Here is a 25,729-nt window from a genome sequence, read left to right on the forward strand (position 1 = left end):
GAGCATGGAGCGACTATTTCGCATGAGTAATGAACGTCGCCGCGGTTTTATGCGTGTACCAGAGCATCAAGCACAAGAACTTGAACGTTGGTCTTATCCTGATTACAGCAATGATGGTGAGCATGAAGCTGAAAATGCGCTTAATTATGATCACCAATATCATCTTCAGCAGTTGCAGCCAGAACCAGAACCTGAATCAGAGCCAGCACCATCACCATTAACGGCGGCCGAACTTGAAGCAATGCAGCAATCAGCTTATGACGAAGGTGTTGAGCAAGGGCGTCAAGCTGGGCATAGCGAAGGCTTTTCTCAAGGTCATGCTGAAGGTGTTAGCGCAGGCCATGCGGAAGGGCTAGCGCAAGGATTACAGCAAGGACTTGAACAAGCCCAAGCTCAAATTGAACAGCAAGTGGCGTTATTGACAGCGGTAATGGATAAATTTTCCGATCCGATTGCGCAAGTTAATGCTGAGGTTGAGCAACAGCTATTGTTATTGGTCAATGGCTTAACGAAGGCGCTGGTTCGAGTTGAAGTAAAAACCAACCCACAAGTATTACTTAATACACTACGTGAAGTGGTAGCAACCCTGCCGATTGCTGAGCGGGCGATAAAAATACATCTTCATCCACAGGATGTGGCATTAGTACAGACCCATTTTGATGAGGCAGATATTCAGCAACGTCAATGGACATTAATTGCCGAGCCAAGTTTACAACGCGGTGATTTGCAATTGGAATGTGGCAGTTCTAGCGTTGATTATTTAATCGATGATCGAATTTTGCATTCATTGACTACCTTTAATGAACTCAACAGCAATTTGCAAGAGCCAACGCTATGACCCTCGCTCAGCGCCTAAGTCGCTACCAAACGGCGAATACGGCCTGTAAACCTGTGGCTTCTGGGCGTTTAGATCGCGTAGTCGGCTTAACCCTTGAAGCCATTGGTTGTCGCGCCCCTGTTGGCAGTGTCTGTAAAGTGGAAACCGTCACCGGTGAACTTGAAGCTGAAGTGGTAGGTTTTGCGGGAGAAACTTTATTTTTAATGCCCAGCGAGCAGCTATCAGGTGTGATGCCAGGCGCTAAAGTAACCCCTATTTTACATAACAGTGGTATTCCCGTTGGCCCTGAATTATTAGGGCGAGTAATTGATGGAATGGGTAATCCGTTAGATGGTTTAGGGCCGATTTTTACCGAACAGCGGGCTGCATTTACTTCAGTACCGATAAATCCGTTATCACGTAAACCAATTAAAGAACCGCTAGATGTTGGTATTAAAGCCATTAATGGTTTATTGACGGTCGGCAAAGGCCAGCGAATCGGCTTATTTGCAGGCTCTGGTGTGGGTAAATCAGTGACATTAGGCATGATGACTCGTGGCACCAGTGCCCAGATTGTGGTGGTGGGGTTAATTGGTGAACGTGGCCGAGAAGTAAAAGAATTTATTGATGAAATTTTAGGCAAAGAAGGCCGAGAACGGGCAGTGGTGATTGCTGCGCCTGCCGATGCTTCGCCCTTAATGCGCTTAAAAGGTTGCCAAACCTCACTGACGATCGCCGAGTATTTTCGTGATCAAGGCTTTGATGTATTACTGCTGATGGATTCACTGACTCGTTTTGCTCAGGCGCAGCGTGAAATTGCGTTATCTGTTGGTGAGCCGCCAGCAACCAAAGGTTATCCACCATCGGTGTTTGCTAAGTTACCCGCGCTGGTGGAACGCGCTGGTAATGGTAATGAAAATCAAGGTTCAATTACGGCTTTTTTCACGGTATTAAGTGAAGGTGATGATCTCCAAGATCCGATAGCTGATGCTTCACGGGCGATCCTTGATGGTCATATTGTGTTATCGCGTGAAATGGCAGATGCAGGTCATTATCCCGCAATTGATGTTGAGCGTTCAGTGAGCCGAGTTATGCCCGCTATTGTTAGTGATGAGCATATGTTGATGTCAAAAGCGGTGCGTCAAATTTTATCTATTTGCCGAAAAAATCAAGATTTGGTTGCGATTGGTGCTTATAAGCCCGGCACCGATGCCACTATTGATCAGGCGTTTAACTTTAAACCCAAATTAGATGATTATTTACAACAAGAAATGAAACAAGCTGTGCCTTATGAAATGTGCGTCAATATGTTGCGCTCTACATTGGGAGGCTAATGGTATTTGCAATAAGGTAATCAAAGACAAGGTCGTTATAGTATGCCATTAAGAACATTTGAATTATTGATAGAACAAGCGCAACAACAAGAACATCAAGCCAGTTTAGCCCTTAACCAAGCCCAACTTGAGCAACAAAATTATTTGCAGCAATTAGCCCAAATTGAACAGTATCGCTTAGATTATTGTCGCCAGCTTTCCGAGCGCGGGCAGCAAGGGCTGACTGCTAGTCAATATAGCCACTTACAAAAATTCTTAACTCAACTTGATACCACGCTTGAGAAGCAAAAACAGGCGGGAGGCTACTTCGCTAATCAAATTGAGCAATGTCGTCAACATTGGCAAGCGATGCAACAAAAGAAACGCGGTATTGAATGGTTATTAGAAAAAAAGCAGCGTGAACGGCAGCTTTTTTTGAATAAACAAGAGCAAAAAATGATGGATGAATTTGTAACATTACAATTTGCACGGCGTCAACAACGCTAGAATTAAAAAACTGGTTTGCTTTTTGCATTAACATAGAACATCAGCTTGGAATCAAACGTTTTTTTGACGCTTTATTTCAAACAGTTATTCATTTATCTGTCGTTTGTAGCGACACGTATTAAAAGAGTTGCTATGAATCTATTTAATGTGTCATCACCGCAAACGCCAAAATCAGTGGTTTCATCAGCTGCAACTGCTGAATCTGAAACTATCACACTAAGTGATGATGATTTTTCACAACAATATCAGCAAGCACTTGATGCAAGCCAACCATTATTAACGAGTAATAATAGTGAGTTAGTTTCAACAGATGATATCAGTATTGATTCTAAAACCAGTGATACTGACGTTATTACTGCTCAAGAACAAAATATTGTTGCTCAAGATATTGTCACTCCAAATACCGTTGCTGTGTATAACGACATTAATGACGACACAGTAACGATTGATGACAATGGTAAGACATTAACTGATGCCTCAATGACGGACGTTGTTGTTACTGGTAATGCTGCCACTGATATTGTTACTAGCAATACTGCAACTGATGATAGAGCTGCAACTGATACAGTTACAAAGGATAGTAAAGCACTACCCGCTGCTGATGATATTAGTCAGTTAATGGCTGCTGGGAATGTGTTTTTACAACAGCTTACTCAGTCAAATCAGCAACTTAATGGTACTTTATCAGCAGAGGCTGGTATGGTTGATAATAGCGGCAAAAGCTTGCCACCTGCAACTACAGCTTTACAAACATCAATGGCTGCAGCAACTGCTATTGAGAGCCAAAAAGCTGACATCGACATTGATAGTGGTGTCAATAATTTGCCGCTACCAACAGTTGCGACGTCAGTGACAGCAACTGTCACTACGCCAACCTCAGACATGCTACAGAGCATGGAAAACCTCGAAGCTGGAGATTTATTAGCATCGAAGAGTCGTCTTTCTCAAGCTGCAACGATGAATTCTAATAGTGAGTCTTTAGCGCAACAACTGGCGGGATTAACAACACCTTCAGCGACAGCATTGAAACCAGAACTCACACCGCCAATGACACCGGCTCAATCACCGCTATTGCTCACCCGTGAACAGGCGGGTGAACAAGTGCATGAGCGGATTAATATAATGATGGCAAAAAACCTTAAACATGTTGATATTCGCTTAGATCCGCCAGAGCTCGGCAAAATTCAAATTAAATTGAATATCACTCAAGATCAGGCTTCAGTGCAATTTACTGTCAATAATCCTCAAACCCGTGACATGGTTGAACAAGCGATGCCAAGGCTACGAGAAATGCTGCAACAGCAGGGATTACAATTAGCACAAAGCTCAGTTCAACAAGAAACACCGCAGCAATTTTCAGGGCAGCAAAATAACCATGCTGCAAATTCACAATCAGGCCAGCAATCATCATCAATGATAATTGCGACTGAGGGGCAATCACAGCCTGAAGTTGATCAACCCCAACTACATAGTCAACTATTGGTAACAGATAATAAAGATCACGTTGATTACTACGCGTAGTGTGTTGATAAAAAATATTTAATCGGTAATAAAATAGCAACCAAGGATGAGTAATGTTTGGCGGAAAAAGAAAAAAAATAACCGTTATTAGTGTGGTAAGCATAATGGTTGCAGCAATGATAGCTGGAGCGGTGTGGCTTTATTCTTCAGTTTCAATTGCGTCTCAAACGACGGCTGAGCCATCAGTAGCATCAACGAATGCACCATTAGAAATGTCCGCCTATTACATCGTATTACCTGAGCCGTTCATTTTTAATGTTATGGGTAAAGAACGCGATAGATTGGTACAGATAAAAGTTCAGCTGATGGTGCGTGGTGAAACCAATGAAGCGTTAGCCAACAAGCACATACCATTAATAGAAAGTCGATTGTTGCAAACTTTTGCAGCGATGACCGTGGAACAATTACGTCAACCGCTAGGGCGAGAGCAATTACGTCAGCAAGCGTTGACCTCAGTACAAGCAACAATGAACAAGATGACTGACATGCCTGTAGTAGAACGGGTGTTATTTACTGGCTTTGTGATGCAATAGGTGCGCTGTGAGTGATTTATTAACCCAAGATGAAATCGATGCATTATTGCATGGGGTCGATGAACCTGAAGAGAGCAATGATAGCGAGCAAGGATCTGGCATAACCGCTTTTGATTTTTCATCGCAAGATCGCATTGTTCGTGGACGGATGCCAACCCTTGAATTGATCAATGAACGCTTTGCTCGTCATATGCGGATCAGCTTATTTAATATGCTGCGTAAAACCGCTGAAGTGTCGATTAATGGTGTCCAAATGATTAAATTTGGTGAATACCAGAACACACTTTATGTGCCAACCAGTTTAAATATGGTGCGCTTTAGGCCATTAAAAGGCACAGCCCTGATCACTATGGAAGCTCGATTAGTGTTTATTTTGGTTGAGAACTTTTTTGGCGGTGATGGTCGTTTTCACGCCAAGATTGAAGGGCGTGAATTTACCCCGACTGAGCGCCGAATTGTACAAATGCTACTTAAACTGGTGTTTGAAGATTATCGTGAAGCATGGTCGCCAGTGATGTCGGTTGAATTTGAATATATCGACTCCGAAGTTAACCCGACCATGGCTAATATTGTCAGCCCGACCGAAGTTATTGTGGTGAGTTCATTTCACATTGAAATTGATGGTGGCGGTGGTGATTTCCATGTGGTAATGCCTTATTCAATGGTTGAGCCGATTCGTGAATTACTCGATGCCGGTGTTCAAAGTGACAAGATGGACACCGATGTACGTTGGAGCCACGCATTACGTGATGAAATCATGGATGTGCCAGTGAATTTACGCGCAAAATTATTGGATATTGATATTTCATTACGCGACTTGATGGAGCTTCAAACGGGTGATGTTATTCCGATCACTATGCCAGAATCGGCGACGATTTTTGTTGAGGATTTGCCAACCTATCGCGCCAAGATGGGTCGCAGTGGTGATAATGTCGCCCTTAAAATCACCGATAAATTAAAACGTCCAGATATGGTGAAAACGGATTTAGCTTTCTTAGATCGTGAACTATTAAGCTCGACATTATTAGAGATGAATAGTGACGATGAAACGCATTGATAATAAATAAGCAGGAATAACAATGTCTCAAAATGATCAACAAATGGCAGATGACTGGGCTGCAGCATTAGCAGAGCAACAAGATACGGTTCAGACTGCACCATTAGAAGAATTAACCGATGATACCGCCCCGATCTCTGATGATGAGCGTCGTAAGCTTGATACCATCATGGATATTCCGGTGACGATTTCAATGGAAGTTGGACGGACGCAAATCAGCATTCGTAACTTGCTGCAACTTAACCAAGGTTCAGTGGTTGAGCTTGATCGTATTGCTGGCGAGTCGCTGGATGTGATGGTCAATGGTACCTTGATCGCTCACGGTGAAGTGGTAGTGGTGAATGATAAATTCGGTATTCGTTTAACCGATGTGATCAGTCAAACCGAACGCATTAAAAAGTTACGTTAAGAGTCAGTGATGGATCAATCAGTACCATTAGGGCAAGCGCCCGATTTGAATTTAGCCACCACGCTAGCGTCATTAGTGCTGGTGATTGTGATTATTCTATTTTTAGCGTGGCTGCTGAAAAAAATGCGTTTGGTTGGCGTGCACAGTAATGATCAACGTTTGACGATTGTGAAACAACTGACACTTGGTCAACGGGAACGGATTGCATTAATTCAAGTCGGTGACGAACAATTATTAGTTGGCATCACTCAGCATAATATTTCGTTACTTACCAAACTTGAACAGCCCTTAATCATGGAAGATGTGCCAGCGACAGATTTTGCTTCTCAGCTGAGCCGATTGATAACCACTAATGATAAAAAATAACTTGTTACCGTATCTAAACAGATTGTTGTTGATGGTGTTTATTGGTAGCTGGTTGATGGCTATGCCAGCGTCAGCAACCGAAAGCATTACTCAAGCAGCAATGGCAACAGAAAGTGCTGCAGGACATTTAACAGCGAGTAAGGGCAGTGGTGGTGGTATTCCTGCGTTATCAGTGACCATGAACCCTGATGGCAGCGAAGATTACTCAATCACGCTGCAAATATTAGCCCTGATGACTGCGCTGGGCTTTTTGCCTGCAGTGGTGATCCTAATGACATCGTTTACCCGCATAGTGGTGGTGATGTCGATTTTGCGCCAAGCAATGGGATTGCAACAAACGCCCTCTAATCAGGTGATTATTGGCATTGCGATGTTTTTAACTTTTTTTGTGATGTCACCTGTTATCGATAAAATTAATACTGATGCGGTGCAGCCTTATATTAATGAACAAATCAGTGCGCAGCAGGCATTAGCTAAAGCAGAAGATCCGATGCGACAATTTATGTTGAAGCAAACGCGAGTCAAAGATCTTGAAACCTTTGTCAATATGTCGGGATCTAACGCCACTGACCCTCAAACCGTACCGTTAACAGTATTAGTGCCAGCGTTTATTACCTCAGAACTTAAAACTGCGTTTCAAATTGGCTTTATGTTGTTTTTACCGTTTCTAATTATCGACTTAGTGGTAGCTTCGGTATTAATGGCAATGGGTATGATGATGCTATCACCGATGATTGTATCGCTGCCGTTTAAGTTGATGTTGTTTGTATTGGTTGACGGTTGGAATTTAATTCTGTCGACGTTAGCAGCCAGTTTTGGCACCTTATAAAATAGCGAAAATGGCAAGGATAAATAACAAATGACTCCAGAAGCGTTTGTCGATATTTTTCAAGAAGCGTTATACATGGTGTTAATCATGGTGTGCGCGATCGTCATTCCGGGACTATTAATTGGTCTGGTGGTGGCAGTATTTCAAGCAGCAACCTCAATTAACGAACAAACGTTAAGTTTTTTACCACGCTTAATCGTGACGTTATTAGCCTTGATGTTTTTTGGTCATATGATGACGCGAATGTTGATGGATTATTTTTTCCGTATTGTCGATCAAATACCGCAGTTGTTGTATTAGCACAATGACGACAATTGCTAATTCAGCGTCATTTGTGAGTTATGAGTAACCACAGTTTATGCACTATACCTCAAGCATATTATTAGACTGGATTGCCAATTATTTTTGGCCGTTCACGCGTATTTCTTCAATGATGATGGCGATGACTTTTTTTGGGGCCCGTTTTGTGTCGCCAAAGATTCGACTTTATCTCGCATTAACCATCACTTTTGCTGTGATGCCGATGTTACCTAAAGTGCCGACGGATATTGAACTGCTTTCGCTAGCAGGATTTATAGTGACGACCCAACAAATTATTATTGGGGTTGCGATGGGATTAGTAACCCAGTTTATTACTCAAACCTTTGTCTTGTTAGGACAGATATTAGGTATGCAATCGAGCTTAGGTTTTGCATCTATGGTCGATCCTGCCAATGGTCAAAATACGCCGGTGCTGGGGCAGTTTTATATGTTTCTAGCAATATTGCTGTTTTTAGCCACTGATGGGCATTTAACCATGCTTAATGTGGTAGTGCTGAGTTTTACCACTTTGCCTGTGGGAAGTAGCATGTTGGTTGGCGCAGATTATTATCAATTAGCCGGTTGGTTTGGACATATCTTTAAAGCTGGGGTTGATATGGCATTGGCCGGGGTGATTGCATTATTAACCGTTAATCTATCGTTTGGCGTTATGACGCGTGCTGCACCACAGTTAAATATTTTCTCGTTAGGTTTTTCATTTGCACTGTTACTTGGCTTGGCGATCAGTTGGTTTATTGTGCTTGGGATCGTGCCGCAATATGAGGCGATTTGGCAACTGGGTTTGGATCAGGTGTGTCGCTTAGCAAGGCTTGATTGTTAACTGTTGATTGTTATTTTATAGCGATGTATTTCGCAGATCATTCTTCTTCAAATTCACCATGGACGTACCATTATGTCGGATGCTGACGGTCAAGAACGTACCGAAGACGCCACCGCGCGAAAACGCGAGCAGGCGCGGGAAAAAGGTCAAGTACCGCGCTCAAGAGAATTAGCCTCCGTAGCAGTATTGGTTTCCGGTGCTGTTGGTTTAATGTGGTTTGGTGAAGGGCTAAGCAGTGCTTTAGGTCGCATAATGACGCGCATGTTTACCCTTAATCGTGAAGAAGTATTTGATGTGCATCTGTTATTAGCGGTGATTACGAATGCGATATGGGAAGTATTTTTACCGTTAGTGATTATTTTGGTGTTTTTATTTACAGCGGCGTTAATCGGCGCGGCAGGGTTAGGAGGGGTGCGTTTTTCTTCTGAAGCGGCGATGCCAAAATTATCTAAAATGAACCCTCTTAGTGGTCTTAAACGGATGTTTGGTAGCCAAAGTTGGGTCGAACTTATTAAATCAATCCTTAAAGTTGGCTTAGTGGCAAGTGTGGCGGGGTATCTGATTTATTCTAGTTTGGATGATTTTTTTCAACTCAGTATTGAAACCTTTCCTGCTAATTATTTTCATGCTTTGGATATATTGCTCAACTTTGTGCTATTGATCTGTTGTTCATTGCTGGTGGTAGTGGCAATTGATGTGCCTTACCAAATTTGGCATTTTAGTGATCAATTGAAAATGACCAAGCAAGAAATTAAAGATGAATATAAAGATTCTGAAGGTAAGCCTGAAGTAAAAGGCCGTATTCGTATGCTGCAACGTGAAATGGCGCAGCGACGAATGATGGCTGATGTACCACAAGCCGATGTAGTGATCACCAACCCTGAACACTACTCGGTGGCATTGCGTTATGATCCTAAACTAGATGCTGCACCGATAGTGATTGCCAAAGGTGGCGATCACTTAGCACTTAAAATTCGTGAAATTGCCAACAAACATAATATTGATATTGTGCCCGCAGCACCATTAGCACGTGCGATCTATTACACCACCGAATTAGAGCAGCAAGTACCCGATGGTTTATTTGTCGCAGTGGCGCAAGTATTAGCTTATGTTTTCCAATTAAAAGCTTATCGCCGGGGTAAAGGTCAAAAGCCGATATTATCCGCAGCAGCAACGGATATTCCTCAAGAATTACAACATTAATTATTTCATCATTATAACTGTGAAAGCATAAATTTACCGTCAAAATAATGGCAGAATTATGCGGCATGATACTTGCTTTAAGCGATTGTATCTGTGAAGAATTATGGCAAATTTTATAGTTTATAAAGCCGTCTTCATACCAATAAATCATGATTTGATGAAAATACAATGAAGCTTTCAATTCCTTTGGCTGCGCGTTTACCGTTAGCACGTTTACAAAATATGCCTGCAATCGGTGCGCCGATAATGGTATTGGCAACCTTGGCGATGATCATTCTGCCAATACCGCCATTAATGTTGGACATGGTCTTTACCTTTAATATTGCGTTGGCATTAGTGGTGTTGTTAGTCACTGTTTACACTCGCCGTCCTCTCGATTTTGCTGCTTTTCCAACCGTATTGCTTATCGCGACCTTATTACGTCTAGCGCTTAACGTTGCTTCAACGCGAATTGTATTACTTCATGGTCATGAAGGGCCAGAGGCTGCTGGTGAGGTTATTCATGCCTTTGGTGCGGTTGTTATTGGTGGTAATTACGCTGTTGGTTTAGTGGTGTTTATTATTCTGATGATTATTAACTTCATGGTAGTAACCAAAGGTGCAGGTCGTATCTCGGAAGTTAGTGCTCGCTTTACCCTTGATGCCTTGCCGGGTAAGCAAATGGCAATTGATGCCGATTTAAATGCAGGTCTAATTGATCAAGAGCAAGCTCGTACTCGCCGTTTTGAAGTAACCAAAGAAGCTGATTTTTATGGTTCGATGGATGGTGCGTCTAAGTTTGTAAAAGGAGATGCGATTGCCGGTATTTTAATTTTATTTCTTAATATTATTGGCGGCTTAATCATTGGTATGACCCAACATGGGTTAGCGTTTGTTGAAGCGCTGGAAATATATAGCCTACTTACCATTGGTGATGGACTGGTCGCACAGATACCGTCGTTATTATTGTCCATTGGTGCAGCAATGCTGGTAACTCGTCAAAATACTGACGAGGATATGGGCCAGCAAATGTACTTTCAAATGTTTAATAATCCGCAGGCGTTGATCATTACTGGCTCGATTTTATTTGTAATGGGTATTGTGCCGGGCATGCCCCATATACCGTTTTTATTACTAGCAGCACTGATTGGTGGCGTTGCTTATTGGCGTCACAAAAAAGATCGAACCGCGGCATTAGTTGAAAAAGAACCTTCTTCTCATGATTTAGCCCCGATTCAACCTATGAAAGAGCTGTCATGGGATGATGTGCAGCCGGTTGATACTATTGGTTTAGAAGTTGGTTATCGGCTTATTTCTATGGTCGATAAAGATCAAGGTGGAGAACTGTTAGAGCGCGTTAAAGGTGTACGTAAAAAACTTTCCCAAGATTTTGGTTTCCTTGTACCGCCAGTTCATATTCGTGACAATTTAGAATTACCACCAAATAGCTACCGCATTAGCCTCATGGGGGTGACCTGTGGTGAAGCGAATATTCATCCCAATATGGATTTAGCCATTAACCCAGGCCAAGTGTTTGGCAGTATTGATGGCGAACGCACTTTTGATCCTGCGTTTGGTTTAGAAGCGGTATGGATTCAAGTCTCTCAACGTGAACATGCTCAAGCATTAGGCTATACCGTGGTTGATTCAGCTACCGTATTAGCAACCCATCTAAGTCAACTATTAACCAATCATGCCGCACAATTATTAGGCCATGAAGAAGTTCAAAACTTACTTGAAATGTTAGGCCAATCGACACCTAAGTTAGTGGATGGTTTTGTACCTGATCAATTACCACTGGGTGTGGTAGTAAAAGTAATGCAGAACTTACTTAATGAAGCTATTCCATTACGGGATATTCGAACCATCGTTCAAACCTTGTCTGAGTACTCTAGCAAGAGTCAAGATCCTGACATTCTCACCGCCGCTGCGCGCATTGGCTTGAAACGATTAATTTGCCAGGAAATCAATGGTATAGAGTCTGAGCTGCCAGTGATAACCTTGGTTCCTGAGTTGGAACAAATATTGCATCAGACCATGCAATCTGCCGGTGGCGAGTCTTCAGGTATTGAACCAGGACTCGCTGAGCGTTTGCAACGTTCGCTTACTGAAGCGACTCAGCAACAAGAATTAAAAGGTGAGCCAGCAGTTTTACTTACATCCGGTGTTTTGCGTTCTACCTTGGCAAAATTTGTCAAAAATACTATTCCGACATTGAGAGTGTTGTCTTATCAAGAAGTACCGGATGAAAAGCAAATTCGCATTGTTAATGCGGTTGGTCATTAATAATGGTGAAACTCAATATTCATTTAAGCACGTGCTGATAGGGAATTAAGTTTGAAAATAAAACGATTTTTTGCCAAGGACATGAGAACAGCACTTAGCGAAGTCAAAGAAGAACTTGGCCCTGATGCAGTGATTATGTCAAATAAAAAAGTCTCTGGTGGCGTCGAAATTGTCGCTGCAGTTGATACTGATACTCAGCCTGTGGTGACGAAAGCCAATCATGATGTGCGTGATGAGTTAGCGCAAGGCTTAGGACAAGCACGACGTAAACTTGCTGATGATAAAGTCAATGTGACGCCATCAGCATCAAAGCAGTTTGCAAGTGTGCTCCAAAATTATGCTGCAGCTACAGAAACGGCAGACAATATGGCCTCTGTTGATTCATTAACGGCATTATTGCAGCGCCAATCAAAGCATCAAGATCAGCTCCAAGCACAGTCTAAGCATTCAAATGATGGCAGTCGAGATCAAGCGCGTCAGCACTATTATCACAGTGATAGCCATGAGCAGCATCGGCAGCAACATGGTGTAGATCGTCAACCTGCATCATCACGATCGCAACCTAAACGCCGTTACGATGAGCAATCTCATGATCTCAATGTGGGGGATTATAATCGCCCATCGTCAAAACAATTTGAACGTGAAGTAGCTGTTGGTCGTAATGATTATGGTACGTCATCACGTAAGCCACGATTAGATCCTAGTCGCTATGAAGTCAAAGGGGCACGTAAAGACGATGACTTAGAGGCAATGCGTGCTGAAATTATCTCCATTAGACGCTTATTAGAACATCAATTATCTGGGCTGATGTGGCAAGAAGTTGAACGCCAAGAGCCAATGCGAGCAATGATGATTAAGCGGCTAGAAAAAATGGGGTTATCGGATCAACTCGCTGATCAATTAGCTTGTTATATTCCCGAAGACTTACCGACCAATGAAGCGTGGCCAGCATTACTTGATTTATTAGCCGATCAAATTCTAACTACTGATGATTGTATTTTAGAAACAGGTGGTGTTGTAGCCTTACTTGGGCCGACTGGCGTTGGTAAAACAACCACCGTTGCCAAACTGGCAGCACGGGCTGCGATGGAGTTTGGTCCTAGTCAAATCGCATTAGTAACCACTGATAATTACCGTATTGGTGCTCATGAGCAGCTTGCTACTTATGGCCGAATTATGGGATGCCCTGTCAGAGTAGCTAAAGATGCACAGGAACTGGCCGATATATTACATCAGTTACGCCATCGACGATTAGTGTTACTTGATACTGCTGGAATGGGACAACGTGATATTCGTTTGTCTGAACAATTAGATACTTTAATGCAAAATAGCGGCGCTAAAATTCGCAGCTATTTGGTGATGCCAGCAACATCACAACGACGTGTGCTTGAGGAGACGATTGAGCATTTTCGTCGTATTCCATTATCAGGCTGTGTATTAACCAAACTTGATGAATCATTAAGTTTGGGTGAAATAATCTGTGTTGCTATTCAAAATGCCTTACCGATTGCATATTTAGCAGATGGTCAACGGGTCCCTGAGGATTTGAAAGTAGCAACGGGAAATTACCTAGTTTCGCGTGCCAATGAGTTGTTAGAACGAGAGTTGTCACAGCAATCTCATGTCTGGGCTAGTGATAGTTCAGATAACAAAACGGCCGATTTTTATGACTGAGAACATCATGTACGATCAAGCGAGTGGTTTACGTCGAATGACCCAATTAACGTCGACAAAAGTCATTACGGTTACTGGCGGTAAAGGTGGCGTAGGTAAAACTAATGTCACACTTAATATGGCAATTTCAATGGCACGCCAAGGCAAACGCGTCATGGTACTTGATGCTGATCTTGGGTTAGCCAATGTCGATGTGATGTTGGGACTACGTGCTGGGCGAAATCTTTCACATGTGCTGGCTGGGTTGTGCGAACTTAAAGATATTATTATCGAAGGCCCATATGGAGTGAAAATTATTCCATCGGCTTCGGGGACTCAGAATATGGCGGAATTAACCCCAGCGCAGCATGCAGGGTTAATTCGCGCGTTTGGTAATTTACAAGACGAACTCGATTTTTTTATTGTCGACACTGCTGCTGGTATTTCTGACATGGTGCTCAGTTTTGCTCGTGCAGCTCAAGATATTGTTATTGTGGTGTGCGATGAACCGACCTCGATCACAGATGCGTACGCATTAATGAAAATTTTGAGTCGTGAGTATGATATTCAACGATTTAAGATTGTTGCCAACATGGTTCGTAGTTATCGTGAAGGGCGCGATTTATTCATTAAATTAACCCGAGTAACGGAACGTTTTCTGGATGCCAACCTTGAACTTGCCGCATGTATTCCTCTTGATGATAACGTTCGCCAAGCGGTTAAACGTCAAAAATTAGTGGTCGAGGCATTTCCGCATACACCTGCAGCGTTAGCACTGAACTCATTGGCATCAAAAGCAATGACATGGCCGATTCCGCATCATCCAGGTGGGCATTTGGAGTTTTTTGTTGAACGATTGTTAGTGCATAAACCGCGAGCCATGGAGGCCCAAATTTGTGAATAAAACCTTAACCTATAGCCGTTATCAACAAAGCCCACAGGCGTTTATTGAGCGCTATTCGACCTTGGTAAAGCGGATTGCACATCATTTAATGGCCCGCTTACCACCAAGTGTATTAGTCGAAGACTTAATTCAATCGGGCATGATCGGGTTGTTAGAAGCACAACAAAATTACGATCCTAGCAAAGGGGCGAGTTTTGAAACTTTTGCTGGTATTCGTATTCGTGGTGCGATGTTAGATGATATTCGCCGTGGTGATTGGGTACCGCGCTCGGTGTATAAAAATAATCGGCTTATCAGTGATGCGATTTCACACCTTGAACATAGTCTTGGCCGCGATCCGACGGATAATGAAATATCGACGTATCTTGATATGCCATTAGAGCAATATCATCAAGCATTAAACGATGTCAATTGCGGTCGTATCGTTGGCATTGCAGATCTTGCTGGTGGTGAAGAAACAATGGTTAATGACGAAGATGTTAATCAAAATCTGCCATTCCAAGGCGTGGTTGATGATAGTTTTCGACAGAGTTTAGCCGCGGCGATTAAGACCCTGCCAGAGCGAGAAGCATTAGTGCTGTCATTGTATTACGACGAAGAAATGAATTTAAAAGAAATAGGTGCTGTTATTGGTGTGAGTGAATCGCGTATTTGTCAGATTCATAGCCAAGCAATGCAGCGATTACGGGCTAAATTACATGCTTGGGCTGCGTGATTTCAATAATAGTGCTGTCATTATTTATAACTTACAACACAGTTTACTGTGGAGGCAATTTTGAATACTAATATGAAAATTCTTATTGTTGATGACTTTTCAACAATGCGTCGTATCGTGAAAAATTTACTGCGTGATTTAGGATTTAACAATACTGTTGAAGCCGATGATGGTGTAACAGCATTGCCATTATTAAAACGTGGTGACTTTGATTTTGTGGTTACTGATTGGAATATGCCTGGAATGCAAGGTATTGATTTATTACGTCATATTCGTGCGGATGAGCAATTAAAACATCTACCTGTTTTGATGATCACTGCGGAAGCTAAGCGTGAACAAATCATTGAAGCCGCTCAAGCTGGTGTGAATGGTTATATTGTAAAACCATTTAATGCTGCAACATTGAAAGAAAAACTCGCGAAGATTTTTGAACGGTTACAGTAGTTATTGCGTTTAGGCATAGGGAAAGTTAACCATGATTTCATTAGAGCAAGCGCAGCAATTAGTGGTGTTGCTTGAGCAAGGACAGCAACAACAAGCTAATACGTTAGTGCAAACTTTAGTTGAACATCAGCGTTCGCCTGTGTACGAAGAAGTGGGAAAGATGACGCGTCAGCTGCATGACTCCTTAGTCAGTTTTCGGCTTGATCCGCGTTGGAATGATTTGGCTAAAACCGACATTCCAGATGCGCGCGATAGTTTATCTTATGTGATAGATAAAACTGAAGCCGCCGCTAACCGTACTATGGACGCGGTTGAAATAACCTTACCGATTGCAGAACAATTACAGCAAACGCTGCATCATCTTCAGCCGCAATGGCAGCAATTAATGGCTGGAAAAATTGCGTTGGCTGATTTTAAACAACTCTGCCACGATATTAATCGATTATTAATTCAAGTTAATCAAGATAGCTCTCTTTTACGTGAACATTTAACTGATATTTTAATGGCACAAGATTTTCAGGATCTAACCGGTCAAGTTATACGACGGGTGATCACCTTAGTTCACGAAATTGAACAGCGAATGCTTGATATTTTACAAGCGTTTGGTATCGAGCAAGCGCTACTAACTGAGGTTGAGGTTAAGCCATCAGCAGTGACTGCGGAAGGGCCAATTATTAACCCCCAGCAACGTAAAGATGCACTTTCATCACAGGATGATGTTGATGATTTACTTTCAAGTCTTGGATTTTAGAGGGAATTTATGAGTTTTGATTTAGATGAAGATATCCTACAAGACTTTTTAATTGAAGCTGGGGAAATTCTTGAATTATTGTCTGAGCAATTAGTTGAACTTGAACGTCGTCCTGACGATAGTGAATTATTAAACGCTATCTTTCGTGGTTTTCATACCGTTAAAGGTGGGGCTGGTTTTTTATCTTTGTCTGAGCTAGTTGATGCCTGTCACGGCGCTGAAAACGTGTTTGATTTACTACGCACAGGTAAGCGTAGTGTCACATCAGATCTAATGGATGTGATTTTGACAGCGTTAGATTGTATCAATGTGATGTTTACTCAAGTACAAGCGCACCAGCCACTGACTAAAGCTGATCAAACATTATTGGATCAATTACATCATTACAGTTTACCGCCTACTGCAGTTGAAACCACAGAGGTTGAGCCAGAGGCTGTTATTGTGCCGTCATTAACCAATGCAATTAATGCTGATAGTATCGATGATATTACTCAAGATGAATTTGATCGTTTATTAGATGAGTTACATGGTGTTGGTAATTCTCCCTCTTCAGTAGCAGTATCACCTTCAGCGGTAGCAGTAACGGCAACGGATAATATTGCTAGTGGTATTGAAAGTAGCGATATTACCGATGATGAGTTTGAACGGCTATTAGATGAGTTACATGGCAGTGGTAACGCGCCTGGTAGTGGGGTTGTATCTGTTACTGCTGAATCTGTCATAACCAATGACAATCTTGCGGTTGTTAATGATAATTTGATGACAGATGATGAGTTTGAAAATTTATTAGATGAATTGCATGGTGTGGGTCGTGGGCCTCAGGTTGATCCAATACCAGCAGTTATTGCGCCATTAGAGGCAGAGTCGGTTGCGGTTAACTCGCCTGTAAATCCGCCAGCGTCAGCAGTGACTAAAGATAAACCTAAGCCTCAAGCAGAAACTACAGTACGTGTTGATACTTCAACTCTTGATATCATCATGAACATGGTGGGTGAGTTAGTGTTAGTGCGCAATCGTTTGGTGAGTTTAGGGTTAAATACCACCGATGAAGAAATGTCTAAAGCGGTATCAACACTGGATGTTGTTACCGCTGATCTTCAAGGTGCGGTAATGAAAACTCGCATGCAGCCTATCAAAAAAGTTTTTGGTCGTTTTCCGAGAGTAGTACGTGATTTAGCCCGTAGTCTTAATAAAGAAATCGTGCTGGAAATGGTAGGGGAAGATACTGATCTTGATAAAAACTTAGTGGAAGCCTTAGCCGATCCTTTAGTGCACTTAGTACGTAACTCGGTTGATCATGGTATTGAAATGCCAGCAGTGCGCGAGCAAGCCGGTAAGTCGCCAACAGGTAAAGTGTTACTCTCCGCGTCACAAGAAGGGGATCATATTCGGTTAACCATTGAAGATGATGGTGGCGGTATGGATGCCAATAAATTACGTCAAATTGCAATTGATCGCGGCATGATGGATCACGATGCCGCTTCACGGTTAAGTGATAATGATGCTTATAATCTGATTTTTGCCCCTGGTTTTTCAACCAAAAAACAGATTTCAGATATTTCAGGGCGCGGTGTTGGTATGGATGTGGTTAAAACCAGCATCAACCAACTTAACGGTTCGATATCAATTAATTCGGTGTTAGGAAAAGGAACTCGAATTGATATTAAAGTGCCACTGACATTAGCGATTTTACCGACATTAATGGTTGGCGTGGCGCAGCAGCCATTCGCGTTACCTTTAGCGAGTGTGAATGAGATTTTCCATTTAGATTTAACCAAAACCCATACTGTTGATGGCCAATTAACGATTATTGTGCGTGAAAAAGCGATTCCGTTATTTTTTCTACAAGATTGGTTATCGAAAAAATCACCGAGCCGTAATCAACAACATAGTAGTTATGGTCATGTGGTGATTGTCCAAACCGGTCACCAACGGGTCGGTTTTGTGGTTGATAGCCTAATCGGCCAAGAAGAAGTGGTGATTAAACCGCTAGATAAACTTCTAAAAGGCACACCGGGTATGGCAGGAGCAACCATTACCAGTGATGGCCATATAGCCCTTATCCTAGATGTACCGAACCTATTAAACCATTATGTAACACGTTAATTACTAACAATAATAACCGATTGACCGCCAGTGATTAGGCTGACGGTATTGTTTAGGTAAAGGAATAAAAACAAATGGCAATAAAGGTGTTAGTGGTTGATGATTCAAGCTTTTTTCGTCGCCGTGTGAGTGAGATTATTAATGCTGATCCTCGACTAACCGTTGTTGGTAATGCCACTAATGGTAAAGAAGCATGTGAGCTGGTGAAAGTGTTACAGCCTGATGTTATTACCATGGATATTGAAATGCCGGTGATGGATGGTATTACTGCGGTACGTGAAATAATGAAAATAGCCCCGACGCCTATTTTGATGTTTTCTTCTTTAACTCAAGATGGTGCCAAGGCGACCTTAGATGCACTTGATGCGGGTGCCCTCGATTTTTTACCGAAAAAGTTTGAAGATATTGCCCGTAATCGTGATGAAGCGGTCGATCTATTACAAAAACGGGTCGCAGAATTAGCCGGAAAACGGTTTTATTTACGGCGTCATAATGTTTCATCGCCTGCGATAAAGACATTATCTACGCCACCTGGGCGTAATATGTCAGCGATGACATCTGAAGTTCGCCCCGCTGCTATTTCAGCAATAAACACGGGACGCACTGGTAGCGAACCTGCGCTGACGGCCAAAATACCATTACGTTTTCGCGCCTCAGGCAAAAAGTATCAGTTAGTTGCAATTGGAACCTCAACTGGCGGGCCGGTCGCATTACAAAAAATTCTGACCCAATTACCAGCGAATTTTCCATATCCGATTATTTTAGTGCAACATATGCCTGCAACGTTTACGGCAGCTTTTGCTGCTCGATTAAATAACCTCTGCCGTATTGAAGTAAAAGAAGCGCAAAATGGCGATATACTCCGCGCTGGCGTGGCGTATTTAGCCCCAGGCGGACAGCAGATGATGGTCGATGGACGGGCTGTTGGAGCTCGACTACGCATTATTGATGGTGGCGAGCGCATGAATTACAAGCCTTGTGTTGATGTCAGTTTTGGATCCGCGGCGAAAGTGTTTAATGATCGCGTATTATCGATAGTGCTAACAGGTATGGGGGCTGATGGTCGCGAAGGTGCGCGAATGTTAAAAGCCAATGGCTCCACTGTTTGGGCACAAGATGAAGATAGCTGTGTGGTATATGGTATGCCACAAGCAGTTGCTAAAGCGGGCATTTCTAGTCATGATCTTCCCCTTGACCGCATTGCGGAATATATTTTAATTGAATTGGGTTTGTCGTGAGGAGTTAAAGGTGGTTGTTTGGAGTATTGCAAACCAAAAAGGTGGAGTAGGGAAAACGACCACTACCATAGCATTAGCAGGATTACTAAGTGAACAAAACCAGCGGGTATTAGTGGTTGATACCGATCCCCATGGATCATTAACAACCTATTTGAATTTTGATGCTGATTATGTGCCCGCCAGTTTATTTGATTTATTTCAATTACCACACATTGATTATGATGGCGTAAGAGAATTAATTTTAAGCACCACATTTAGCCATATTGATATTATTCCCGCCCATATGTCATTAGCGACCTTAGATCGCTCTATGGGTAACCGCAGTGGTATGGGATTAGTATTGAAAAAAGCATTAACCGCGGTTGCCGCAGACTATGACTATGTATTGATTGATTGCCCACCGATTCTTGGGGTGATGATGGTCAACGCGCTGGCAGCCAGTGATCGGATTTTGATTCCAGTACAAACTGAGTTTTTAGCCATGAAAGGCCTCGAGCGCATGTTGCGTACCTTGCAGATTATGCAACGTTCTAAACCAGGTGGCTTTGATGTCACTATTGTGCCGACCATGTATGACAAGCGTACTCGAGCATCATTGCAAACTTTGCAAGATCTCAAAACCCGTTATCCTGATCAAGTGTGGGCATCAGCGATTCCGATTGATACTAAATTTCGAGATGCCAGTATTAAACATATGCCGCCATCATTGTATGCTCATAATTGTCGTGGAGTATTTGCTTACAAAACGTTACTTAGTCATTTAACAAGGCTTGCACACAATGAATAATAACCGCTTAACCAGTGAACAAGCATTGGATGATTATTTTGGTGACTTACTGTTAGATGCCGAGCCGGTTAAGAAGCCAGCAACGTTTTGTGAACCGTCATCGTCACAACAATTACAACAGTTATTGGCTCAAGTACCACTAGAGGTTGCAACCGAGCCACAAGTGGTTGTTATTGATGCAGAACCAGAACCAGAACCAGAACCAGAACCAGAACCAGAACCAGAACCAGAACCAGAACCAGAACCAGAATATGTTGCGTGGCAGCATCATGGTCAGCAGCAGCCGTTTCAAGCGTTGTTTTTTGAAGTCAATGGCATGATGTTTGCGGTGGCGTTAACAGAATTAGGATCGATTCATCGACTTGGAGAATTAAACCAGATTGTTGGTCGCCCAAGTTGGTATTTAGGCTTAGCGCCATTAGCCCAATATAATGTTGATGTTGTTGATACAGCATGCTGGGTGATGGCCGATAAATTAACTAATGATTGCTATCGTGCGAATTATCGTTACATGGTGATGTTAGGCAATAGTCAGTGGGGATTAGCGTGCGATATTTTGCATGGCACGCAAACATTATTGACGACAGATATTCGTTGGCGACAACAAGCAGGTAAGCGACCGTGGTTAGCGGGAATGGTCAAACAAAAAATGTGTGCACTGATCCATGTTGATGCATTAGTTCAAATGTTGAATAAAGGCTTAGATGTTAATAGTGACGCGAGTTGAGGCATTAAAGAGGAAATAATATGTCCCAAGTAAATATAACGGAAATTCAAAAAGATGGCGTTAATGATCAAGTACTACAGTGGGTTACATTTCAATTAGAAAATGAAACCTACGGTATTAATGTCATGCAAGTGCGTGAAGTATTACGTTATTCAGATATTGCACCTGTTCCAGGCGCACCTGATTACGTGATTGGTATTATTAATTTACGTGGTAATGTTGTTACCGTTATTGATACTCGTGCTCGTTTTGGCTTACAACATGGTGAAATTTCAGACAGTACCCGTATTGTTATTATTGAAGCTGAAACCCAAGTAATTGGTATTTTAGTCGATAGTGTTGCCGAAGTGGTGTATCTACGTAGCTCTGAAATTGATAGCACGCCTTGTGTTGGAACAGAAGAAAGTGCCAAGTTTATTCAAGGGGTAAGTAATCGCGATGGGCAGCTATTAATTTTAGTCGATTTAAATAAACTGCTGTCTGAAGACGAGTGGGATGAGATGGCGTATTTGTAATGGATATCTTACTTCAACAATGGTTACCGGTAGTTATCTCTGTACTTATAGCGCTAACCGCCACGGTGCTGATTCGCCGTGAGCGCCAAGCAAGGTTGGCATTAGAAGTCAAATTCGCAGCCATTGAAACCGTATTAAAAAATGCGCGGTTGCAAAATGAAAGCTTAACCAAACAATTTCACGAATTACGTACTGGCAGTATCGGTATGAGTGATAAATTAGTTGATTTGATCGAGCAAATTGACCGGGTTGAAGTGCGTCAAAATGAAGTCGCGATGAATGATTCTGGTGGGCGCTTATACAGTCGTGCCAGTAAAATGGTTGAACTTGGCGCTGATGTTGACGAATTAATGAAAGAATGTGATTTACCTAAAGCTGAGGCTGAATTACTGTTGAGTTTACAAAGAAGTATGCCACAGCATTATCGACGTTGATGGTTGCGATCATTCATTAATACTATTATGCCGTGATATCGATATTTTCAAACCCTTCCCAACCCGGAGGGGTTTTGCCGTTTAGGTACCATGAAAAAGCGATTAACTCGGCAATAATCTGATATAACTCCTCGGGAATATGATCGCCTAATTCAAAACTATTAAGGTACTGTGCTAGCACTGGATCTTGATGAATTAATCCACCTTGTTGTTTTACTTGTTCAATAATATGTTGCGCTAATTGGTCATACCCTTTAGCGGCAATATAGGGGCTTTTATTACCATCATAACGCAGTGCAATCGCTTGATTAGTGTTTAGCTTAGCTGTCATATTTAATTTATCCCTGTTATTAGACTTTGATTGATAGTCCAGATGTTGCTGGTGGCGTGTGCAGTGATTGCTCTGTAAGCCTTTTATATTGGGGCGGGGTGCTATTAATGCCTAATTGCTGCAGCCGTAAAATTAAATAGGGTGTTAGCCGTTCAATTCGTAGTAATAATTGCTGATTTACGCATTCAAAGCGAGTGCTTAATTGTTGTTGGTGCCAACAAGCAATAACATTCACTGTGTCTATTGCACCAATAGGTAAACTCAATTTGACCGTCCAACGGTTATTGTTATTCTTAGTAGTATTTTTTTTATTTTTTTGATGATTATTAATTTGTAGCTCAATAGTTTGGCCGTTTTCTTGTACCCATTGTAAGTGCAACTGGTGACTGTCAGGAGAACGCTGGCTTTCAGGACCACGCTGTTCACTTGCAAGACGCAGTAAAGCGCTAAATTCTTGCTGTTGCTCTGGATTTAGTTGGCTTAACCATAGTTTAAGTGGGCTTGATGGTTGCGATAATTGCAGTAATAACGTCGCTAATGTTTGGTGGCCGGTATTGTGCTGCAGCCAGTGAATTAATGCGGCTTGGTTATTGGGTAATAGTAATTGGCTAAACAATTGTTGCAGTGATGATGGCATCGAATGTGGCGATTTAGCTGTACCTAAGTTTAACGGAAACAATAAATTTGTAACTAATCGTTGCAAGCTATTCATAGATAATAATAATTGCGGCAGCTGAGAGATCAAATTTGATTGATTGTTAGCAGTGATTGTTGATGAGAGTAAATTGGAATACGTCGGTATTGTAGTAATCCTTTCTATTGTCGAAAGTTTTTCTATAAATGGTGATGAATTTGGCAATAGTTTAGTTTGCATTTATTTCACAATTACTTACGTTAGTTAACGACTAAGAAGCTGAGCAGTTTAGCCAATTTGTTAGCCATTGTGGTACTATGCGGCTATTTTGTGGCACCTAGGATATAGCATTTTATGTTGTCAGTAGCAAATTTGAGCTGTGTTCGTGATGAACGCGTCTTATTTGATGAATTAAACTTCACTATTTCAAGCGGTGAATTAGTTCAAATTGAAGGGCCAAACGGCGCTGGTAAAACGACTTTATTAAGAATCATAGCGGGCTTAGGCCATTCAGATAGTGGTGAGGTGCAGTGGTGTAATGAAAATATTACGACTGCGCGTGAAGATTATCACCAATCACTGTTATTTTTAGGTCACCAAACAGGCGTAAAGCGCGAGCTTACGGCCTTTGAGAACTTGGCTTTTTTTCAGGCAATGCATACTTGTCAACAAGGCTCCGATCTCAAAGGAACACCTAAAGTCAGTGGTGATGATGCATTGTGGCAAGCATTAGCCCATGTTGGTTTAGCTGGACGTGAAGATATTAGTGCAGGGCAGTTATCAGCAGGTCAGCAACGTCGAGTTGCGTTAGCGCGCTTATGGTTAAGTAATCATAAACTGTGGGTGCTTGATGAACCGCTAACCGCGATTGATAAGCAAGGTGTAAAGGTACTTGAAGCATTGTTTTTATCCCATGCTGAGCGTGGAGGAATGGTGTTACTGACCACTCACCAAGATATGTTTGTTAATAGTGATCGGTTACGAAAAATTAAGTTAGGGCATACTAACCATGCTTAACACCCTTGTTCAAATTATTCGGCGTGAGTTATTGATAGCTTATCGTCGCCAGGCGGATATTTTTAATCCGTTATGGTTTTTTATTATTGTGATCACGCTGTTCCCATTAGGGATTGGTCCTGAGCCTAATTTATTAGCACGTATTGCTCCAGGTATCATTTGGGTTGCGGCGCTATTAGCTGCGTTGTTATCGATGGAGCGTTTGTTCCGTGATGATTACCTTGATGGTTCACTTGAGCAAATGTTACTGATGCCAGTACCGTTATCGGTGGCTGCATTTGCTAAAATGATCTCGCATTGGTTACTGACTGGATTGCCATTGATTCTAATTAGCCCATTACTGGCTATTTTACTGTCATTAAATTGGCATACGTGGATTGCAGTGTTATTAACTTTGCTGATTGGCACACCAACATTAAGTTTTTTAGGTGCAATTGGCATGGCGTTAACGGTTGGATTACGAAAAGGTGGCGTTTTATTGAGCTTGCTCATATTGCCTTTGTATATTCCTGTGCTTATATTCGCGACCTCCGCCATTGAGGCGGCAAGTTTAGGCATGGCCTATGATGGTCAATTGGCCATTATGGGAGCAATGTTAGTCGGGTCATTGACTTTGGCACCGTTTGCAGTGGCTGCATCACTAAGGATCAGTGTTAATTAGCCGATGAATTTTTCTTTAGCGCTGACGCCTAGCTTAAACGGTGAAGTGGTAAAGAAAGTGAGAGTAACAACTTTACTCTCAGTGACGTATTTACTATCTATTATAAGTTGAGAGCATTATGTGGAAGTGGTTACATCCCTACGCTAAAGCAGAAAACACCTACCGATTATGCGGTAAGTTGTTGCCTTGGTTTTCTATTATCGCATTGATTTCCATTTTAGTGGGATCTGTATGGGGACTCTTATTTGTTCCTGCTGATTACCAACAAGGCGATAGCTTTAGAATCATTTATATTCATGTACCATCAGCAATTTGGTCGATGAGTATCTATGTGACTATGGCTATTTCTTCTTTCATTGGCCTAGTGTGGCAGATTCGTATGTCAGATATGGCAGCGGCTGCGATGGCACCTATCGGCGCTGTATTTACTTTTATCGCCCTTATTACAGGGGCTATTTGGGGTAAACCAATGTGGGGCGCTTGGTGGGTTTGGGATGCTCGCTTAACCTCTGAATTGATTCTATTATTCTTATACCTTGGTGTGATTGCCTTGTATAACGCGTTTGATGATCACAAAACAGCGGCTAAAGCAGCTGGTATTTTGTCAATTGTTGGCGTGATTAATATTCCGATTATTCACTACTCAGTGGAATGGTGGAATACCCTTCACCAAGGCGCAACAATTTCTAAATTTGGTAAGCCATCAATGTCTAACGATATGTTATGGCCGTTGTTAGTGATGCTACTTGGTTTTGGTTGTTTCTTTGCTGCTGTCACTTTGGTGCGGTTACGTAATGAGATTCTATCACGTGAGAGCCACCGCCCTTGGGTACAGAAGTTGGTGAAGTGAG

General features: G+C 42.2%; 29 protein-coding genes. 27 read left to right on the top strand and 2 right to left on the bottom strand.

From position 1 onward, the window contains the following. The first annotated feature begins 22 nt into the window (after window positions 1-22). From fliH to PAND9192_RS00735, 24 genes are all read left to right on the top strand, one after another. Window positions 23-838: a flagellar assembly protein FliH gene (gene fliH / locus PAND9192_RS00620; RefSeq protein WP_087852127.1), complete on the top strand. Its 816-nt coding sequence runs from the start codon at window positions 23-25 to the stop codon at window positions 836-838. Continuing rightward, window positions 835-2,151: a flagellar protein export ATPase FliI gene (fliI, locus tag PAND9192_RS00625; RefSeq protein WP_060997080.1), complete on the top strand. Its 1,317-nt coding sequence runs from the start codon at window positions 835-837 to the stop codon at window positions 2,149-2,151. The genes fliH and fliI overlap by 4 nt, the downstream gene beginning before the upstream one ends. 42 nt (window positions 2,152-2,193) lie before the next feature. Next, window positions 2,194-2,637, top strand: coding sequence for a flagellar export protein FliJ (fliJ, locus tag PAND9192_RS00630; RefSeq protein ID WP_087852128.1), 444 nt, complete (start codon window positions 2,194-2,196; stop codon window positions 2,635-2,637). Between the two features lie 132 nt (window positions 2,638-2,769). Next, window positions 2,770-4,158 (top strand): flagellar hook-length control protein FliK, encoded by a 1,389-nt coding sequence (locus PAND9192_RS00635; RefSeq protein ID WP_087852129.1) that lies wholly within the window; start codon window positions 2,770-2,772, stop codon window positions 4,156-4,158. 53 nt (window positions 4,159-4,211) lie between these two features. Then, window positions 4,212-4,691: a flagellar basal body-associated protein FliL gene (gene fliL, locus PAND9192_RS00640; protein ID WP_087852130.1), complete on the top strand. Its 480-nt coding sequence runs from the start codon at window positions 4,212-4,214 to the stop codon at window positions 4,689-4,691. Window positions 4,692-4,698: 7 nt separating this feature from the next. Then, on the top strand, window positions 4,699-5,748 hold the full coding sequence (fliM, locus tag PAND9192_RS00645) for a flagellar motor switch protein FliM (RefSeq protein ID WP_087852131.1): 1,050 nt from the start codon (window positions 4,699-4,701) through the stop codon (window positions 5,746-5,748). A gap of 22 nt (window positions 5,749-5,770) precedes the next feature. Then, entirely contained in the window at window positions 5,771-6,157 is a 387-nt protein-coding gene (fliN, locus tag PAND9192_RS00650; protein ID WP_060997075.1) for a flagellar motor switch protein FliN, read from the top strand. A gap of 9 nt (window positions 6,158-6,166) precedes the next feature. Beyond that, a complete protein-coding gene (gene fliO / locus PAND9192_RS00655) occupies window positions 6,167-6,523 on the top strand; it encodes a flagellar biosynthetic protein FliO (RefSeq protein ID WP_065166458.1) in 357 nt (118 codons plus the stop codon). Between the two features lie 31 nt (window positions 6,524-6,554). Next, complete coding sequence (fliP, locus tag PAND9192_RS00660; RefSeq protein ID WP_234998936.1) at window positions 6,555-7,352, top strand: flagellar type III secretion system pore protein FliP; 798 nt, start codon at window positions 6,555-6,557, stop codon at window positions 7,350-7,352. A 30-nt stretch (window positions 7,353-7,382) separates the two neighbouring features. Then, window positions 7,383-7,652, top strand: a complete 270-nt coding sequence (gene fliQ, locus PAND9192_RS00665) for a flagellar biosynthesis protein FliQ (RefSeq protein ID WP_045026998.1) — start codon at window positions 7,383-7,385, stop codon at window positions 7,650-7,652. Between the two features lie 58 nt (window positions 7,653-7,710). Next, on the top strand, window positions 7,711-8,493 hold the full coding sequence (gene fliR / locus PAND9192_RS00670) for a flagellar biosynthetic protein FliR (RefSeq protein ID WP_087852133.1): 783 nt from the start codon (window positions 7,711-7,713) through the stop codon (window positions 8,491-8,493). 72 nt (window positions 8,494-8,565) lie between these two features. After that, window positions 8,566-9,696: a flagellar biosynthesis protein FlhB gene (flhB, locus tag PAND9192_RS00675; RefSeq protein WP_087852134.1), complete on the top strand. Its 1,131-nt coding sequence runs from the start codon at window positions 8,566-8,568 to the stop codon at window positions 9,694-9,696. Between the two features lie 168 nt (window positions 9,697-9,864). Beyond that, window positions 9,865-11,961, top strand: coding sequence for a flagellar biosynthesis protein FlhA (gene flhA / locus PAND9192_RS00680; RefSeq protein ID WP_087852135.1), 2,097 nt, complete (start codon window positions 9,865-9,867; stop codon window positions 11,959-11,961). 51 nt (window positions 11,962-12,012) lie between these two features. Continuing rightward, the gene (gene flhF, locus PAND9192_RS00685) at window positions 12,013-13,635 is read left to right on the top strand and encodes a flagellar biosynthesis GTPase FlhF (RefSeq protein ID WP_087852136.1); all 1,623 of its coding nucleotides are present in this window, start codon (window positions 12,013-12,015) and stop codon (window positions 13,633-13,635) included. Further along, window positions 13,628-14,518: a MinD/ParA family protein gene (locus PAND9192_RS00690; RefSeq protein WP_060997068.1), complete on the top strand. Its 891-nt coding sequence runs from the start codon at window positions 13,628-13,630 to the stop codon at window positions 14,516-14,518. Before flhF ends, PAND9192_RS00690 begins: the two co-directional genes overlap by 8 nt. After that, window positions 14,511-15,233 (top strand): RNA polymerase sigma factor FliA, encoded by a 723-nt coding sequence (locus tag PAND9192_RS00695; RefSeq protein WP_087852137.1) that lies wholly within the window; start codon window positions 14,511-14,513, stop codon window positions 15,231-15,233. The genes PAND9192_RS00690 and PAND9192_RS00695 overlap by 8 nt, the downstream gene beginning before the upstream one ends. A gap of 72 nt (window positions 15,234-15,305) precedes the next feature. After that, window positions 15,306-15,677 (top strand): chemotaxis response regulator CheY, encoded by a 372-nt coding sequence (gene cheY / locus PAND9192_RS00700; protein WP_036795644.1) that lies wholly within the window; start codon window positions 15,306-15,308, stop codon window positions 15,675-15,677. A gap of 31 nt (window positions 15,678-15,708) precedes the next feature. Further along, complete coding sequence (locus PAND9192_RS00705) at window positions 15,709-16,428, top strand: protein phosphatase CheZ (protein WP_087852138.1); 720 nt, start codon at window positions 15,709-15,711, stop codon at window positions 16,426-16,428. A 9-nt stretch (window positions 16,429-16,437) separates the two neighbouring features. Continuing rightward, a complete protein-coding gene (locus PAND9192_RS00710) occupies window positions 16,438-18,534 on the top strand; it encodes a chemotaxis protein CheA (protein WP_087852139.1) in 2,097 nt (698 codons plus the stop codon). 74 nt (window positions 18,535-18,608) lie between these two features. After that, on the top strand, window positions 18,609-19,772 hold the full coding sequence (locus tag PAND9192_RS00715; RefSeq protein WP_087852140.1) for a protein-glutamate methylesterase/protein-glutamine glutaminase: 1,164 nt from the start codon (window positions 18,609-18,611) through the stop codon (window positions 19,770-19,772). Window positions 19,773-19,782: 10 nt separating this feature from the next. Continuing rightward, window positions 19,783-20,559: a ParA family protein gene (locus PAND9192_RS00720; RefSeq protein WP_060997063.1), complete on the top strand. Its 777-nt coding sequence runs from the start codon at window positions 19,783-19,785 to the stop codon at window positions 20,557-20,559. Next, a complete protein-coding gene (locus PAND9192_RS00725) occupies window positions 20,552-21,286 on the top strand; it encodes a chemotaxis protein CheW (RefSeq protein ID WP_087852141.1) in 735 nt (244 codons plus the stop codon). Before PAND9192_RS00720 ends, PAND9192_RS00725 begins: the two co-directional genes overlap by 8 nt. A 20-nt stretch (window positions 21,287-21,306) precedes the next feature. Then, window positions 21,307-21,801 (top strand): chemotaxis protein CheW, encoded by a 495-nt coding sequence (locus tag PAND9192_RS00730; RefSeq protein WP_087852142.1) that lies wholly within the window; start codon window positions 21,307-21,309, stop codon window positions 21,799-21,801. Beyond that, on the top strand, window positions 21,801-22,235 hold the full coding sequence (locus PAND9192_RS00735) for a DUF2802 domain-containing protein (RefSeq protein WP_087852143.1): 435 nt from the start codon (window positions 21,801-21,803) through the stop codon (window positions 22,233-22,235). The genes PAND9192_RS00730 and PAND9192_RS00735 overlap by 1 nt, the downstream gene beginning before the upstream one ends. 25 nt (window positions 22,236-22,260) lie before the next feature. Here PAND9192_RS00735 and PAND9192_RS00740 read toward each other — a convergent pair whose 3' ends face one another. Then, window positions 22,261-22,566, bottom strand: coding sequence for an EscU/YscU/HrcU family type III secretion system export apparatus switch protein (locus PAND9192_RS00740; protein WP_087852145.1), 306 nt, complete (start codon window positions 22,564-22,566; stop codon window positions 22,261-22,263). A gap of 19 nt (window positions 22,567-22,585) precedes the next feature. Beyond that, entirely contained in the window at window positions 22,586-23,440 is an 855-nt protein-coding gene (locus PAND9192_RS00745) for a hypothetical protein (RefSeq protein WP_087852146.1), read from the bottom strand. Window positions 23,441-23,554: 114 nt separating this feature from the next. On the opposite strand from PAND9192_RS00745, the gene ccmA reads away from it, so the two are divergent. The 3 genes from ccmA (at window position 23,555) to PAND9192_RS00760 (ending at window position 25,728) form a co-directional block, all read left to right on the top strand. Continuing rightward, a complete protein-coding gene (gene ccmA, locus PAND9192_RS00750) occupies window positions 23,555-24,217 on the top strand; it encodes a cytochrome c biogenesis heme-transporting ATPase CcmA (RefSeq protein ID WP_060997057.1) in 663 nt (220 codons plus the stop codon). Continuing rightward, window positions 24,210-24,878 carry a heme exporter protein CcmB gene (gene ccmB, locus PAND9192_RS00755; protein WP_087852147.1) on the top strand — a complete coding sequence of 223 codons (669 nt, stop codon included), beginning with the start codon at window positions 24,210-24,212 and terminating at the stop codon, window positions 24,876-24,878. Before ccmA ends, ccmB begins: the two co-directional genes overlap by 8 nt. 118 nt (window positions 24,879-24,996) lie before the next feature. Beyond that, window positions 24,997-25,728, top strand: a complete 732-nt coding sequence (locus tag PAND9192_RS00760; RefSeq protein ID WP_087819330.1) for a heme ABC transporter permease — start codon at window positions 24,997-24,999, stop codon at window positions 25,726-25,728. The last annotated feature ends 1 nt before the right edge of the window (window position 25,729 follow it).

Origin of the sequence: Photobacterium andalusiense, from assembly GCF_900185625.1 — a bacterium.
GTDB classification, from domain to species: Bacteria; Pseudomonadota; Gammaproteobacteria; order Enterobacterales; family Vibrionaceae; genus Photobacterium; species Photobacterium aquimaris.